Annotated in this window: 16 protein-coding genes; 6 read left to right on the forward strand and 10 right to left on the reverse strand. The window is 36.3% G+C overall.

What is annotated here, in order from left to right:
* The first annotated feature begins 217 nt into the window (after window positions 1-217).
* The gene (locus tag MKL33_RS10845) at window positions 218-514 is read left to right on the forward strand and encodes a darcynin family protein (protein WP_081313733.1); all 297 of its coding nucleotides are present in this window, start codon (window positions 218-220) and stop codon (window positions 512-514) included.
* Between the two features lie 112 nt (window positions 515-626).
* Here the strand turns inward: MKL33_RS10845 and MKL33_RS10850 are convergent, their stop codons facing one another.
* Window positions 627-1,328, reverse strand: a complete 702-nt coding sequence (locus MKL33_RS10850; protein ID WP_069035972.1) for a hypothetical protein — start codon at window positions 1,326-1,328, stop codon at window positions 627-629.
* 97 nt (window positions 1,329-1,425) lie between these two features.
* Here MKL33_RS10850 and MKL33_RS10855 point away from each other — a divergent pair, with 97 nt between their 5' ends.
* Genes MKL33_RS10855 through MKL33_RS10865 form a run of 3 tightly spaced genes read left to right on the forward strand, consistent with a single transcriptional unit; the run spans window position 1,426 to window position 3,721 of the window.
* A complete protein-coding gene (locus tag MKL33_RS10855) occupies window positions 1,426-2,112 on the forward strand; it encodes a type IV secretion protein Rhs (protein ID WP_161283002.1) in 687 nt (228 codons plus the stop codon).
* Window positions 2,113-2,144: 32 nt separating this feature from the next.
* Window positions 2,145-2,924 carry a hypothetical protein gene (locus MKL33_RS10860; protein ID WP_069035974.1) on the forward strand — a complete coding sequence of 260 codons (780 nt, stop codon included), beginning with the start codon at window positions 2,145-2,147 and terminating at the stop codon, window positions 2,922-2,924.
* 17 nt (window positions 2,925-2,941) lie between these two features.
* Complete coding sequence (locus tag MKL33_RS10865) at window positions 2,942-3,721, forward strand: tetratricopeptide repeat protein (RefSeq protein WP_069035975.1); 780 nt, start codon at window positions 2,942-2,944, stop codon at window positions 3,719-3,721.
* 11 nt (window positions 3,722-3,732) lie between these two features.
* Here MKL33_RS10865 and MKL33_RS10870 read toward each other — a convergent pair whose 3' ends face one another.
* The 6 genes from MKL33_RS10870 to MKL33_RS10895 all read right to left on the reverse strand — a co-directional run bounded on the left by MKL33_RS10870 (window position 3,733) and on the right by MKL33_RS10895 (window position 9,872).
* Window positions 3,733-4,260 carry a hypothetical protein gene (locus MKL33_RS10870; RefSeq protein ID WP_046813247.1) on the reverse strand — a complete coding sequence of 176 codons (528 nt, stop codon included), beginning with the start codon at window positions 4,258-4,260 and terminating at the stop codon, window positions 3,733-3,735.
* A gap of 122 nt (window positions 4,261-4,382) precedes the next feature.
* Window positions 4,383-4,964, reverse strand: a complete 582-nt coding sequence (locus MKL33_RS10875) for a TetR/AcrR family transcriptional regulator (protein ID WP_270906942.1) — start codon at window positions 4,962-4,964, stop codon at window positions 4,383-4,385.
* 936 nt (window positions 4,965-5,900) lie between these two features.
* Window positions 5,901-6,392, reverse strand: coding sequence for a flavin reductase (locus MKL33_RS10880; RefSeq protein WP_000249487.1), 492 nt, complete (start codon window positions 6,390-6,392; stop codon window positions 5,901-5,903).
* Window positions 6,393-6,579: 187 nt separating this feature from the next.
* On the reverse strand, window positions 6,580-7,623 hold the full coding sequence (locus tag MKL33_RS10885) for a methionine synthase (protein ID WP_000735359.1): 1,044 nt from the start codon (window positions 7,621-7,623) through the stop codon (window positions 6,580-6,582).
* 21 nt (window positions 7,624-7,644) lie between these two features.
* Window positions 7,645-8,631 carry a DUF1852 domain-containing protein gene (locus MKL33_RS10890; protein WP_270906943.1) on the reverse strand — a complete coding sequence of 329 codons (987 nt, stop codon included), beginning with the start codon at window positions 8,629-8,631 and terminating at the stop codon, window positions 7,645-7,647.
* 368 nt (window positions 8,632-8,999) lie between these two features.
* Entirely contained in the window at window positions 9,000-9,872 is an 873-nt protein-coding gene (locus MKL33_RS10895; protein WP_206258818.1) for a LysR family transcriptional regulator, read from the reverse strand.
* Between the two features lie 255 nt (window positions 9,873-10,127).
* On the opposite strand from MKL33_RS10895, the gene MKL33_RS10900 reads away from it, so the two are divergent.
* Window positions 10,128-10,736, forward strand: coding sequence for a LysE family translocator (locus MKL33_RS10900; RefSeq protein WP_069035978.1), 609 nt, complete (start codon window positions 10,128-10,130; stop codon window positions 10,734-10,736).
* A gap of 101 nt (window positions 10,737-10,837) precedes the next feature.
* Here the strand turns inward: MKL33_RS10900 and MKL33_RS10905 are convergent, their stop codons facing one another.
* The gene (locus tag MKL33_RS10905; RefSeq protein WP_081313744.1) at window positions 10,838-11,863 is read right to left on the reverse strand and encodes a fatty acid desaturase; all 1,026 of its coding nucleotides are present in this window, start codon (window positions 11,861-11,863) and stop codon (window positions 10,838-10,840) included.
* A 215-nt stretch (window positions 11,864-12,078) separates the two neighbouring features.
* Between MKL33_RS10905 and MKL33_RS10910 the strand changes: the two genes are divergently transcribed.
* Window positions 12,079-13,086 carry an AraC family transcriptional regulator gene (locus MKL33_RS10910; protein ID WP_017387508.1) on the forward strand — a complete coding sequence of 336 codons (1,008 nt, stop codon included), beginning with the start codon at window positions 12,079-12,081 and terminating at the stop codon, window positions 13,084-13,086.
* Window positions 13,087-13,144: 58 nt separating this feature from the next.
* Here MKL33_RS10910 and MKL33_RS10915 read toward each other — a convergent pair whose 3' ends face one another.
* Window positions 13,145-14,512 (reverse strand): M20 family metallopeptidase, encoded by a 1,368-nt coding sequence (locus MKL33_RS10915; protein WP_069035980.1) that lies wholly within the window; start codon window positions 14,510-14,512, stop codon window positions 13,145-13,147.
* Window positions 14,513-14,546: 34 nt separating this feature from the next.
* Window positions 14,547-15,434 carry a bile acid:sodium symporter family protein gene (locus tag MKL33_RS10920; RefSeq protein ID WP_069035981.1) on the reverse strand — a complete coding sequence of 296 codons (888 nt, stop codon included), beginning with the start codon at window positions 15,432-15,434 and terminating at the stop codon, window positions 14,547-14,549.
* Window positions 15,435-15,454: the final 20 nt, after the last annotated feature.

A 15,454-nucleotide genomic window follows, 5' to 3' on the forward strand; every position in this document is an offset into this window, starting at 1 on the left:
TTTCCATTAGAAGAATTCATCAGTCTACTAAATGAATTGAAGCAAGACCTAATTTCTGCTTAATTTACCCATACTTTTAAAAATTAAATATATTTTTGAAACACACTTCAGATTGAACGGTAGTTAAGTTTTCCTAAAATTAACATAGTACAGCTTATGCGAAATGTAATTTTTTATCTAATATAAATCATAATCTTACTGTTTAACAAAAAGTCCAATTCATAATATTTGGGCTTTTTTACCTCGTGAAAAGCGGGCTGAGTTTAGTACACAAAAGCTTGAACCGATTTTTGAAAAGTACTCTACTGTAAAAATTCGCTGGTATGACGTTGAAGCGTTTAGTACTAAAGCCAGTGATATTGCTGTGTTTGAGACTACATCTCTGCAAGATTATTATTTTGTGATTGATGCGATTCGAGACTCTGAATTTTGTACTGTGCCCTACTTTGAGTTTGTAGAGATTATTCCTGCAATTGAAGATGGGTATGTGGAGTATGAAGAAAGTTTCCTGTAAACGGGTATAACTTTTTATCAAACCAGTGATGCTTTAAGCCAGTAATTTTATGGCTATGCCTAAGGTAATAGCCATCGTAAAATTTAGTAGCTTTATTTAAAATTTTTTATATCTATTTAATATAGCTGTTATTTTTAAAAACTTGTTGAAAGCTTAAAGGAATATTTTGTGTATTAGGAATATGCCCAAAGAAATGCTCATCTTTCGTTTGAAAAAAGATATCAAAGCTTTGACTCATATATGGATCGACCTTACTTTGTTTTTGATAAATTGGTGTAAGCCTATTGATATAATAATTGATCCAATCAACTTGATTTGAAAAATAAGAATAATCTTTAAGGTCAAAATATAGGTTATTCAAATTATCTGCAATCAAGTCTACATTAGGATGAAACAACCAAATAATAATCTCCATGGGAGAAACTTTTTGCAGCGTATGCTGAGAATTTTTATCAAATCTTTCAATTTTATATAATTGCGCACCTTCTTGACTATAACTAGAGCAAAGTAGTTTTCCATTATGAACCTGATCAAGGTTTTGACCTAACTCTAAGGTTCGTATTCTCTTAGAAATATCTAAACATTCAGGTAAAGTTCTTAATTTAGATTTTGCTATATTTTTAAATATATCAACAGATTGCTGAACTACTCTTGATTCGCCCGTACCAGTAATAATACCTTGCTCCCAAGCATATAACTTCGAGTAATGTGTAGTAGAAAGTTCAACATCTAAGGTTTCATTTACAGTTACTCTTTTATTATCAGCTGCAACGATAATGCTATCGTTTAATTGAATAGCTAAGATGAAAGTCATATTTTACGTAAAATAACGAGACATTTGATATACATTTATTTTAGGCTATATCTATACAAAGTTCTGAATATTTTTTTTATAAAAATTGAGGTTATTGATGGCTGGTGGTTCTCAAATTATTATTAATAAAGATGGTATTACCCTGATTACACCAGGAAAATTTGAGCCGAAAGCTGGGCAACACCTTTTTAAAAGCGGGGAAAAAGCTAATTATTCTTTACCCGAAATCCCTAACGTTCAATCTCCTTTTAGTAATAAATTAGATGTTTATAATCTATTTCCAGATACATCAAATATTAAATATTCTGTTTTACATTCAAATGGACAAGTAAAAACTGGCTTCCTTGACCAGTATGGTAGGACTGGACGCATCAGATCTCAGGAACAGGAAAAAGTTAAAGTTCTGATTGGTGGCGATGAATGGCACTATTATATTAGCCGTTTTGGTGGAACTATTGAGGATAATACTTATATTAAATTCCTAGATTTTGTAGGAGATCCTATACCAAATTTAGAGTTTAATTTAAGTAATGATAATAATAAAATTCTTATGGAGTGTAGAACAAATAATGATGGTGAGGCCGTATTTGTATGTCCTAAAGATGATTTTCCAATCCTATCCGTTAAAAGTTTAATTACTAATGAATTTAAACCAATACTAAGAATAGAAAATAACTTAGTAAGAGAGATAATTTTAGTAAGCCCTAAAATCTTAAAAGAAATCGATTTATTACAAGAAACAGATGAGAAAGGCGATTATTTAAGAAGTAACTATCATAAATAATTGAATATTCAAAAGTATTGTGAGTGATAAAGATGGCAAATGAACAGAAAGATTTACAACAGAAAGTAAACCAGAATGGTAGGCCTGTTTCAGTTTTTACTAGAGAACATCTCGAAACTGCTGGTAATGTAGCTGCTAAAACTTCAGATGTATTAGGGTATTTAAAAGATGGAACCTCCGTTGTAGATAATTACAATTTTAGATGGGGTCTTATCCACTCAAAAAATACGCCTTTGTTTAGTAAAGAAAGATTGGAAAAAGCTAAGGAATTTCGATTTTATAAAGAAAATCCCCAGACAGGACGAATTTTTAAGGGTAATCAGCATACAAAAGTATTCGATACTAAAAAATTCGGTACCAAGATTGATAAATTAGGATCAAAAGCAGGTAACTTTGGAGACGGAGTAGAGTTAACTTTAGCTATTGTCGATAGAAACCCTGAAGCCCTTGCAACAAAATCTTCTACATTAGTGTTATCTAAAGCTGGAGAAAAGACAGGTGAAGTAGCTGGGCTTGCTGCTGCTGGAAAATGCGCAAAAGTAGCAATAAAACGATTAGATCCTAGAAAAGCTACAGTTGTTGGTCTCACCTGTGCTGGTGCAGCAATAGGTTTAAAATATGGACTAAAAGAATCTGGAGATTATTTAGGAGAAAAGGTTGGAAAAACAAATACTGCCATCCAGACAGCTCAAGGTGTTCTTGATGCAATAGATATGGTAGATGAACTTGAAACAAAAGCAGCAGAAAAAGAAAAGCAAGAGGCGATCAAAAGAGATCCAATGCTAGAATGGCATATAGTTGGAGCAGATTAATTTAAAAGAGTTATATTATGAATTTAAAGTATTTAATGATTTCTAGCCTCATAAGTGTATTTTTATTAGGTAGTGCAGGCTGCTCAGAACCTATTCCCCAACAAAATAAAACTCAAAGTGAAGCAAGCCAATTATATGAACAAGGCGGTAAATATTTCTTAGGTAAAGATGCTCCTAAAGACTATCAAAAAGCTTTTTCTTATTTCCAAATGGCAGCTGAAAAAGGCTTACCTATTGCACAAAATGATTTAGCAGGAATGTATTCCAAAGGAATAGGCACTCCGAAAAATGAAGAAAAAGCTTACTATTGGTATGAGAAAGCTGCTAAAAACAACTTTCCAGAAGCTCAATATAATTTGGGTTTGATGTACGATAATGGCTATTATGTAAATAAAGATAGATCAAAAGCTTTAGAATTTTATAAATTATCTTCTGATCAAGGATATGCTAAAGCTCAATATAATTTAGCAAATGCTTATCTTTCAGGGAATGGAATAAAAAAAGATATTAATTTAGCACTAGAATTATATAAGAAAGCTGCAGATCAAAATCTTTCTGAAGCTCAATATAATTTAGCAAATATTTATTCTGATGGTACTCTTGTTAAACAAGATAATGAAAAAGCTTTAGAGCTATATACAAAAGTAGCAGAAAAAGGCGTACCTGAAGCTCAAAATAATCTAGCCTATATGTATGCTAATGTTTTCTCGGATTATGAAAAAGCTAAATTTTGGTTCCAAAAAGCTGCCGACAATGGATATGAGCCAGCAAAAGAAGCATTAGAACACTTCCAATAGTTCTAAGTAATTTACTTCTTAGAAGTCACAATCAGATATATAATTAAACCAATTAAAACTAAAATTATTAACTGGATTTCTAACATAAGGTTTATCATCCAAGAATTTCTAAATGATAAACCTTTTTTGGTTATTAATATTTTCGATTTCTTTGCGTCTAGTGAAATAAAAACTTTTATTTCATTATTTTTCTTTATCTCATTAAATATAGATATGTTTTGCTCTTTCATCTCATCACAATTTTCAGAGATAAACAGTCTATATACAACCAAAAAATCTTCTTTTTCTGATGTATAAGTAGTATTTCGATATGTATATTGATACTTTATATTTCCACGAGCATTCCTATCCATTCCTCGTCGCCATGGTTTACTTGAACAGTAAACTTTATAATCTAAAATTTTATAATCTTTTACTTCAATCCAATCAGGATAAAATAATTTAAAAACTTTTGATTGCAGGTTAAAAGATGAAGTTAAAATTAATAGAATAAGAAAAACAGCTACTAAGGATAAAATAATTTTTATAAATAATTTCATTATTAATATATCCTAAACTAAATAACCACTCTCAAATTAATATATAAAATAATATATAAATATATTTCATACACCCTTAGCGGTTAAATATTAGCATGAAAATAAAATTTTATTGAATAACCTTAAGTATAGTCACCGTATACTATTTTATTATTACCCCTCCCCCAAAACCTTTCCAACACCACATCCCGTTCATCCAAACGATTAGAGCTTAAAACCTGTAGCATCAAGCCATCAATTAAGTTTAAAACCATGTTGGCATCGGGTTTGAGTTTGTTAGTTTCCAGACTAAAGACTAGATCAAAAATTTCTTTCAGTAGCCATTTACGGTATTCAACTGCCATGCGATAAGCCCGTGGATAAAGCAGTTTTAATTCAAAAATGGCTTTAAACAAAAGATGGTAAAGGCTATTCACATCGACATGTAAACGGACAATTTCTTTAAGTTTATCGGCTGCGGTTGGGTAGCGGTGTGAATAGACAATTGCCAGAACTTCTTCTTTGAGTCGGCTTTTTTGAAAGATTAGACACATCTCAACAAGGCGTTCTTTTGAGTGAAAGTAGTTATAAAACGTGGCTTTTTGAATTTTGGATTTTTTGATAATCAGGTCTACGCCTGCACTATGAAATCCATGCGTGGTAAAGAGTTGGATGGCGGTTTGAATAACCTGTAATTTTTTGGAAGATCTTTCTAAAGTTGGCATAGTTTTACCGTTATAAATTCTTGTTGTTTCTAAATGAGATAAAAAGCCTGTGCCCTTTCTGGGAGAAAAAAAGGCACAGCAAAGCCGTAAGACGGTGCTTGGCACATCTCAAGTTTTGTATTTGCTAAGTTTTAAGTAAAAATGACTTAAAGCCTGAAAACCTAATGGCGTTCAAGCTGCTGTAATTTTTTAAGCTGTGTTGTTATAGCTTTTGACAATGAATGCCAAGAAATGATGGATGTACATAGCCAACTCCTGATTTTGGGAGTTCTGCCAAAGCATTCATTTGGAATTATGGTGGCAGAACGAAAGAGGGTTGACAGACTGGTTTTGAGAACCCAGCACGCACAAAGGCGTCCCCCTTCCGTCCTACCGCAACAAAAGAGGGACGAGCGGGTTTACATCAAAAAAACGAGTTTTTTCAATGTTCTCAAAAAGCAGCCTGTCAAAGCCGGCTGGCAATGTGGCCAGCACGCAAAGCATAATCTGAGAGTTTAGAGGTGTCAATGTAGCTTTTATGACAAGTATTTAAATTTCTTATTGTTTTTCATTAGATTAACTTAATTATTATTTTAGATATTATATTTAATTGAATTTTATAAATTTCAAATAATGGTGGTGGGATGAAAGAAAGTTGACAGACTGGCCTCAAGTACCCCAGCACGCACAAAGCGTCATTCTTCCATTCCACCATAATAAAGGAGTTCTATCTAATCACTCTCAAATAATGGTAGTAGGACGAAAGAGAGTTGACAGACTGGACAAGACGAAACCAGTACACACAAGGTGTCTCCCTCTCGTTCTACCATAACAGTAAGCAAGCGAGAATAATTCGGGAGACTAGTTGTGTCAATATCAAAAACCACATAAGTTATTAAATTTATTATAATTTTTAGATTTATTAAATTATTATTTTAAATTTTATAAAAAGTAGGTTTAAACAATCTCTGTCTGCCCCACTTGGTGATAAGCACGGTTAAAATAAACCAGACTTTGGTCATGTTGGCTTTGTTTAATCGCCACAATCGGACATATAAAAATCGTGTGTGTGCCGACTTGTTGAATTTGCTCAATCTCACAATCGAAACTCACCAAAGCATCATCTAACACAGGCGAACCTGTTTCTAACTCAATCCATGCGCCATGTTTAAAGCGCTCTTCTGGTGTGAGTTTAGATGAAAATGCTTTTGAAATATGTTCGTGATGCGCGCCTAACACATTCACAGTTAAGATTTTGTTATCTAGGAAATGTGCATGTGAACTCGCAGATTGGTTCATACACACCAATAATGTCGGAGGTGTGTCAGTCACACTACAAACAGCAGAGGCAGTAAATCCAAAACGGCCAGACATGCCTGCCGTAGTCACAACACTAACTGCACTTGTGAGTAAAGACATTGCATTTCTAAAGTCTGTTGCTTGAACCATGACATTATTCCTAAATTGAACCGTACCTTGTCCTGTGTGTTTGCTATACCGCCCAACTCCATCAGGAAGGTACTTTATCGACATGCGATCTAATTAGAGCGACATGTAGTAAGTAAAATGAGGGTTACTTGTTTGATTATCAACTGCCATCAAAAAAGTAACCCTTTATACCACTTATTGGTAAATATTAAGCAGTAAGATCATAACCCGTCAGTTCTCGGCGAACGATTTCTGCACCTGCACTTAAAGCATTTAACTTGCCACGTGCCACTTCACGAGAAAGAGGCGCCATGCCGCAGTTTGTGCAAGGGTAAAGCTTGTCAGAGTCTACAAACTGAAGCGCTTTACGTAGTGTGTTAGCCACTTCTTCTGGTGTTTCAATCTGGTTAGATGCAACATCAATTGCACCAACCATGACTTTTTTACCACGAATGAGTTCGAGTAAATCGATAGGCACATGTGAGTTGTGACATTCTAACGAGATGATATCAATGTTAGACGTTTGAAGTTTCGGGAAAGCTTCTTCGTACTGGCGCCATTCAGAACCGAGTGTCTTTTTCCAGTCAGTGTTGGCTTTAATGCCGTAACCGTAGCAAATGTGCACCGCAGTTTCACATTTTAGACCTTCAATTGCACGCTCTAAAGTCGCGATGCCCCAGTCATTTACTTCGTCAAAGAATACGTTAAATGCAGGTTCGTCAAACTGAATAATATCTACACCAGCAGCTTCTAGCTCACGCGCTTCTTGGTTCAAGATTTTGGCAAATTCCCAAGCCAGTTTTTCACGGCTCTTGTAGTGACCATCGTAAAGCGTATCAATCATGGTCATTGGGCCAGGTAATGCCCATTTAATTGGTTGATTGGTTTGCTGACGTAAAAACTTCGCATCTTCAACAAACACAGGCTTTTGACGAGACACCGCACCTACCACAGATGGCACGCTTGCATCGTAACGGTCACGAATACGAACTGTTTCGCGCTTCTCAAAATCTACGCCATTTAAGTGTTCAATAAACGTAGTCACAAAGTGTTGGCGGGTTTGTTCGCCATCGCTCACAATGTCGATGCCAGCAAGTTGTTGTTCGTGCAACGCCAAACGTAACGCGTCTTTTTTACCTTCAACTAAGCCTTCGTTTTCAAGTTTCCAAGGTGACCAAAGCTTTTCAGGTTCTGCAAGCCAAGACGGTTTTGGTAAGCTGCCAGCAGTTGAAGTTGGTAATAATTTTTTCATGATCAATGACCCGTATGTTGATTAATTAGGAGCGTAATTAGCAGACCACTGCTCAAGAATCGCTTGGTATGGTTTGATAAATTGCTCTTCAACAAACTTCCCCTGCTCAATAGCCAAACGGCTACGTTCTTCACGGTCATACACAATTCGAGTAACTGAATAATCTTCGTGTTTCAAGCTTGGTTGATAAGATTTTCCAGCCACTGAATTTGCGTTGTAAATTTCAGGACGGTAAATCTTTTGGAATGTTTCCATCGTGCTGATGGTACTAATCAACTCAAGGTTGGTGTAATCACTCAACAAATCGCCTGTAAAATAGAACGCTAACGGCGCAACGCTATTTGGCGGCATGAAGTAGCGAACTTTTAAGCCCATTTTTTGGAAATATTCATCAGTTAATGAATAGTCTTCTTGCTTGTATTCAACACCTAAAACAGGATGTTCGTTTTCAGTACGGTGGTATTCTTTAGTCGTCGAAACGCTTAAGCAAATCACAGGCGCCTTTTTAAAGTTGGCTTTATAAGTCTCAGAGTTAATAAAGCTCTTAAACAAGTTACCGTGCAATTCACCAAACTTTTCTGGCGTGCTAAAAGTCGACTTGTTTTTGTTGTGGTCTAACAACAGCACACTAAAGTCATAGTCACGTACATAAGACGAGAAGTTGTTGCCTACAATACCTTCGATGCGCTCACTGGTTTTCTTATCAACAATATTGGTTTTCAATATTTCGATGAGAGGAAGTCCGCTGGTACGGTTTTCGGCATCAATGTTCATTTCAACTGAAATGATTTCGAGTTCAACGCCATAGCGGTCACCTTTAGGGTTGTCCCAATGAGCTAAGGCATTGAAACGATTGTCGATCATCTGCAATGTATTGCGCAAATTCTCTTCGCGGCTCATCCCTCTTGCCAAGTTAGCAAAGTTGGTTGTAATACGTGTATTGTCTGCTGGACGATAGTTCTCATCGAAACAAATACTCTTAATCGTAAATGTAAATTCTTTACTCATTGTGATCAGTACCCTAATTTCTGAGATAAAACCTAAATAAAAACTTTTTGCTCTTTTTAAACTTTCCAGACTTGTCAGATTTGTGCCTTATGGTCTTATCAAAGTGAATTACTGGAGCGCTTCAGAGCATGAATAGATTTATACCGTAATCACAACATGAATAAAAATGATTTAGTCTCATTACAAACTGAGTGATATTCATGTTTAGAGTTTAATAAATAAGTATGAAGTTAAATTTTTTTCATCTTTGGGACTTTTAGACAACAGAAATTCAATATACGGCGCTCACGTTGCACCGCCTGAAATTTTAAAATTTAAGATTATTTTCAAATACTTAATAGTAAAAATTCAAGTTAAAAAGAATCAACCTAAAGTAATGTGTGCTGACTCTCATTCATCTCTGCTTTTAGCCATTCTAAAAATATGGTTTTACGTGAATCTTCCTCAAAAGCACTATGAGAAAGTAAAAAATAGGCTGAATTATCTTGCACAACAGGTGAAATTTTTTTCAGTAAGTTCCACTCAAGCTCTTTTTCAATCATATAAATTGAGATGACCGTTGCGCCGAGTCCAGCCAAACAACCTTCTAAACATAGATAAAAATGTTCGAGTTCAACTTTAGCGTAGTCTTTTAAACTCTGCTTTAACTCAGCAATGCGAGTGATATTTTTGAAAAAATTCGGTCTAGAGGTCGAAATGAGTACGTCGGTTGTTTCCGATGGCTTGGTTGCTTGAACTAAAGCGATATATTCATCGGCAATCTTTTCGCTATAGATATGCTCTCCCCAATCAAAGTCATTTCTGCGAATCGCGATATCAATATTATCTTTTTCAAAATCGACCACGCCGCCTGCTGTGAGTAGCACAACTTCAAAATCATGCCCGAGCTTTTTAAATTTTGAGAGCCGCGGAATGAGCCATTTCATGGAAAGAGTCGGTTCACACGACAAAACCAGTTGCTTGTTATGAGTTTTAGGCTGGCTGAGTTTTATTAAACATTCATCGAGTTGACCAAAAACCTGATGGCAACAACTCAGTAAGATTTCACCCTGCTCAGTCATCACAAGTGTTTTATTTTTTCGGTCGAATAAAGTCGTATTTAAAGCTTCTTCTAAATTATAAATCTGTTTACTAACCGCACTTTGCGTCACAAATAATTTCTTTGCAGCTAAAGTCACACTGCCATACTTCGCCACAAAATAGAAAAATTTTAATGAATTCAGCGATATTCTTTCGATCATTCCAAAAACTCATAAATGTGTAGTCGTTTTTATCGATTTTTATTTTTAGGTTTCTGTTCAAAATAAAAATCATCTTTATTAAATCCTATTTTAGATGATGAAAAATATATTAGATATCGATATCTATCTTCATAAATGTAAAACCCCTATCTTTCTCACCAAAAGAATAGCAGCTCTCAATAAAACAGTTCTCCTCTCAAATGCATTCCAAAAAGTACAGATTAATCCTCTCGTTTTCAGCGAGAGTGCAAGATAATGGCAGAGTTCATTGCGGTTATTCTAATCACGATTTTGGCGGTGGTTAGCCCCGGCGCTGACTTCGCGATTGTGACTAAAAATAGTTATCTGTACGGCAGAAAAATAGGTGTGTTCACTTCACTCGGAATATCGCTTGGCGTGTTGGTGCATGTGACCTATACGCTAGTCGCCGTTGCCTTTGTGATGACTTATACGCCACAAATTTTGAATATTGTTAAGTATATTGGCGCGCTTTATCTGATCTATATTGGCTATAAAACTTTTACTCAAAAACCAGTTTTAGACACTGCTGCTTTAAACTCGATAGGTACTTTGCAAGCCATAAAGTACGGCTTTTTTACCAATGCCCTCAACCCTAAAACTACGTTATTTGTAATTAGCACCTATACGCAAATTGTGAGCTTAACCACACCTAAAACCATTCTTTTGACTTATGGCTTTTTTATGTCATTTGCCCATTTCGTATGGTTTTCACTGGTTGCTGTGCTGTTTTCATCCATGCTACTGAGACAAAAAATGTTAGCCAAGCAAGTCCAGATTAATAAGGTGATTGGTTCAATCTTATGTGTCTTAGGTGTGATTCTGCTTTTTACTAAGTTTCAGTAGAGCCGTTTAATTTTTAATAATCTTTAAGGTGAATTTATAATTAATGGACTGAGTGCTTTGTACAGAACTCAGTCCATTTGAGCGAGATAAAAAGCTATGTTTTAACTTTTTGACTCTGATAAATCATTTAGGTTCCAACGATTTGCTCTTTTAAAGGTTCCGACATCGTTAAACCGCACCCCCATATCACGCATGACTTTATGGGCAACTGGTGCCGTCATTTGGCGAATGTAGAATGGTTCTTTCACCACAAAATGATGGATGGCATGCGTTGAACCGAAGTTAAAGCAAAACAATTGGAACGGCATCATCCACCACGGCGTTAATACTTGAGTTTGTTGAATGACATTACCCAGTTCGACATCGCCGTAGTAATGCATATTGCTTGTCACAAAATGCAAGCAAAAGGTACGCAGCACATTCGGTGCAATCCAAACAACGGTCAAAATATTAACTACATGCATGATATTTAAAGTGGTAGCTGACCAAGCAATCGGTGCATCTGCCAAGCTTGCAGCTAAATCAACTGCGTGAAAACCTAAGAAGATATACCACAGCGACCAGTGAATAATCCCTAGCGGAAAATAAGCCATAAATGCACGTTTAAAAATTACTTTTCTAACCGTCCAATTATTTGCTGAAATAATACGGAATAAGACCGCCAAGCCGTTATCACCAATCGCGATGAGTCGACGTATGCTCCACTGCTCTCCGTTGGTTAAAGCTCTTTCTTCTAAATCAACTTCGGTGCCTGAGTTTTTATGATGGTTAAAATGCAGCTCACGACGTTTCCACGGGTTAATTGTACTTGGTCGAGCTAACCAGACTAAGCCCATCATTAAATGATGTGCCCATGGTTTCTTTCTAAAATACATCCAGTGAATCAGGTCATGCTCTAACTCATGAGTGAGCGATGCAAAAAAAGCAATAATCGGAATTGCAAACCAAGCTGAAAGTTGATGATTTATATAGAGCACGGCAGTCGCTATCATGCCGACCAAAGATATAAATAGAATCATCGCCCCAATAGCATTTTGATGGTTCAAAATAGGATGGCGTTTGCGTAAAGCCACGCCTTCTGCTGTTACTACTTTTTTAATATGTTCCGTTTTTTCGCTATCGGTCATTCCGGCAGGATTTTTATAAATATAGGTCATCCGTTATTCCTCAGTTTTTCATGCCCCTACTTTATTTAGATCGCCCTAAGTGTGCTTAGCTCGAAACGCCAATCTATTGGCTATGGATGCCAAAATAAAAAGATTCAAAATAAACAAAAGATTTTTTAGTTTTGAATCTTTTATACTGTTCAGAGGAATATGAATCACAAGTTATAGGACATAACATGCCACAGACAGCAACGGCACTGGCTAGCTGGGTAAAAGCGATTCAAAAGGCGCTTGAAAAAGCCGGTGTTGATAGTCAACCTTTATTAGAACAAGCAGGTTTAGATATTCAGGCTCTGAGTAATCCTGATGCACGATATTCATTAAAACAAACAGCAAATTTATGGAAATTAGCAGTTCAGAAAACTCAAGATTCATGTTTTGGCCTTAAAGTTGCCAGCCAAGTCAATCAAAATACTTTTCATGTGTTAGGACATTCACTGATTACCAGCACCACCCTAAAAGAGATGTTTCTAAGAATTATTCGTTATTTTCGTGTGGTTACAGATATTCCAGAGCTAGAGTTTTATGGGCAAGGAAATAATCATTATTTCGTTATTCATGTTCCCGACGAAGTTCAGCCCGAATCAATAGATGCATTTATTTCCGTTTTTATTCGCTCGAGTCGTGCTTTACAAGGATCTGTTTTTTCGCCCTTACGGATTGAACTAAGACGTTCAGAGCCAGAAGATCTAGAAACATTCCAGAGTATTTTAAAAGCTCCGATCGTTTTTAATGCACCCAAAGATATGATTGTGTTTGATACGGCAACCATAGAACAACCACTAGAAGGTGCAAATCCAACCCTCACCCAAGAATATGATGAAATTATTAATCGTTATCTGGCACGGCTCGATAAAGAAAATATATTGGCACGAGTGAAAGTAAAATTAATTGAAAAATTATCTACAGGTGATTTTCAACAACAAGACGTTGCAAAAAGTCTGGGCTTAAGCATACGGAGTCTGCAACGCAAACTTTCTGCCGAAAACACCTCTTATAGTGAGTTACTTGATCAGACTCGGCATGAACTCGCCTTATCGTATATTAAAAACTCAAACCATAATATTACTGAGATTGCTTATATTCTTGGCTTTACCGATGTAAGTAGTTTTACCCGTGCGTTTCGCCGCTGGACCGATTTATCACCTATCCATTATCGAGAAAAATATCTGGCTTGCTCTTAACTTTTGAAAACTTAGATAAAAAAGATGCATGTAAGTGCATCTTTTTTTTATGAGTAATTTATTTTTTAGTAAGTAGTTCTAGCATCGAAACTGTAGTGACTTTAGCACCCACTGGCAAAGCTTTTAAGTCAACAATGTAGTTTGGACTATGTGGAATATAAGGCACAGGTTTGCCTTGTTTGACTGCATTTGCAAACACAACAGGGTCTGCCACACCAATAAACATAAAGTTAAAAGGAATGTCTTTTTGGTCGCCTAACAAATGATGAACATCTTCTGACCCCATAACCGCAGGATACTCAGTTAGAACATGTTTATCTCCCAATAGTGCTTTTAAAGGCCCATTTAAACGTGCTGAAAATTCTTTATTGTTAATTACAGGTGTGCTTGAACCTTTAAAAGTAAAGGTCGGCATTTGGTCTTTACCCATCCCCTGCATTTGAGACGCGCCTTCACTCATAGACTTAATGTTATTTAACATGGTTTCACGCACTTTTGGATCAAACCAGCGCAAGTTCATTTTGACCAAAGCAGTAGAAGGAATCACGTTATTCGAGTTTCCAGCCTGAATTGAACCTATCGATAATACTGCCGCTTGCTGCGGATCAACTGCGTTACCCATAATGGTTTGATATTGATTTACTGCATTGGCCGCCATGCTAATTGGGTTTTTGGTGAGCATTGGTAGTGAACCATGCCCACCCACACCTTTAAATAAAACATCAAGCTGATCGGTTCCCGCCATACGTGGCCCCGGTGCATTGATGACCACGCCCACAGGTGCAGGTGTGGTATGCACTGCAAAGAAATAATCAGGTTTTGGCAAGTTATATTTTGTCCATAAGCCATCGGTCACCATAGCTTTTGCACCTGTGATCGGTTCTTCGGCAGGTTGCGCGACTAAAATAATCGTTCCGCTCCATTCCTTTTTTAAAGCGACTAAGGTTTTTGCCATGCTGAGCATCCATGTCACATGTGCATCATGACCGCACATGTGTGCTACAGGTGTTTCAGTTCCATCATCAAGTTTTACACGCACTTTACTCGCGTATGGTAAACCAGTCGCTTCTTCAACAGTGTTGGCATCCATATCGGCACGGTACATGACTGTTGGCCCTTCACCATTTTTTAAAATGCCGACCACGCCTGTTTTGGCTATTCCCGTTTTAACATCAAAACCTAGTGACTTAAGCTCTTTGGCAACAATGGCAGAGGTACGCGTTTCCATAAACCCAAGTTCAGGATGTTCATGAATGTCTTTATAGACCTTATTTAACCACTCTGTTTGCCTATCAATAATGGTTAACGCTTTTTGCGAAACCGCCGGCAAAGTTGTTGGACTTGCTTCCGCATAAAGGAGAGTTCCATAACCTGCAATGAAAGTCGATAATCCTAAAAATAGGCAGTTTTTAAAAAATTTGTTCATTATGTATGAAGCTCCGTTTTAATAATCTTTGCAGTTAATTAATAATTATTTTGTTTTTAGCTACATCTTTCTTTTCTAATTGATTTAATAAGGTACCAAATAAAGTGGCCATTATGTACATCAATATTGAATACACAGCTGCTGGCATTGCTGCATCCGAACTTGACATCACAGTTAAAGCAATCGTTAAAGCCAAGGTACTGTTATGAATGCCAATTTCAAATGCACATGCTTTGGCTTGAAAGCTGTTAATGCCAAATAAACGTGGCAACCAATATCCAATTGCAAGACTACAAACACAGAAAAGTAAGGTTGCTCCGCCAACGAGTCCAATGTAATCGAGAAGTTTTTGATAATCTTTAGCAATCGCGAGTGCAATAATAAAAAGTAAAAATACAATGGCAAACACACGAACGGGTTTATTTAACTTTTCTGCAAATTTTGGTGAGAAATGTCTAATCAACATTCCAATGATGACTGGAAATAAAATAATAACAAATACTTGAATTATTTTAGAAAACTGCAATCCAACGTGTTGTTCACTTGCCACAAAATGTAGTAATGCGAAGTTCACAATCAAGGGTAGTGTAAAAGCAGCGAGCACTGAATTTATCGCCGTTAAAGTAATATTAAGGGCAATATCGCCCTTATATAAATAGCTAAATAAATTTGCAGTGGCCCCGCCTGGTGAAGCTGCAAGTAACATTAGCCCAACAGCAATCATTGGTGGTAAAGCAAAGACCTTACAAATCATGAAAGCAATAGCTACTAAAATAATGAGCTGACAAAACAAAGCAATAAATACGGCTTTGGGATGCTGGCGAACACGTTTAAAATCCTTGAGGGTCAATTCCAACCCCATACCTGCCATAATAATCGCCAAGGCTATGGGTAAGAATACGGTAATTACCAATGAATCCATTCTCTATTTCCTCTTTTAAT

The sequence above is a fragment of the Acinetobacter sp. AOR43_HL genome (assembly GCF_027854635.1).
GTDB lineage: Bacteria > Pseudomonadota > Gammaproteobacteria > Pseudomonadales > Moraxellaceae > Acinetobacter > Acinetobacter pittii.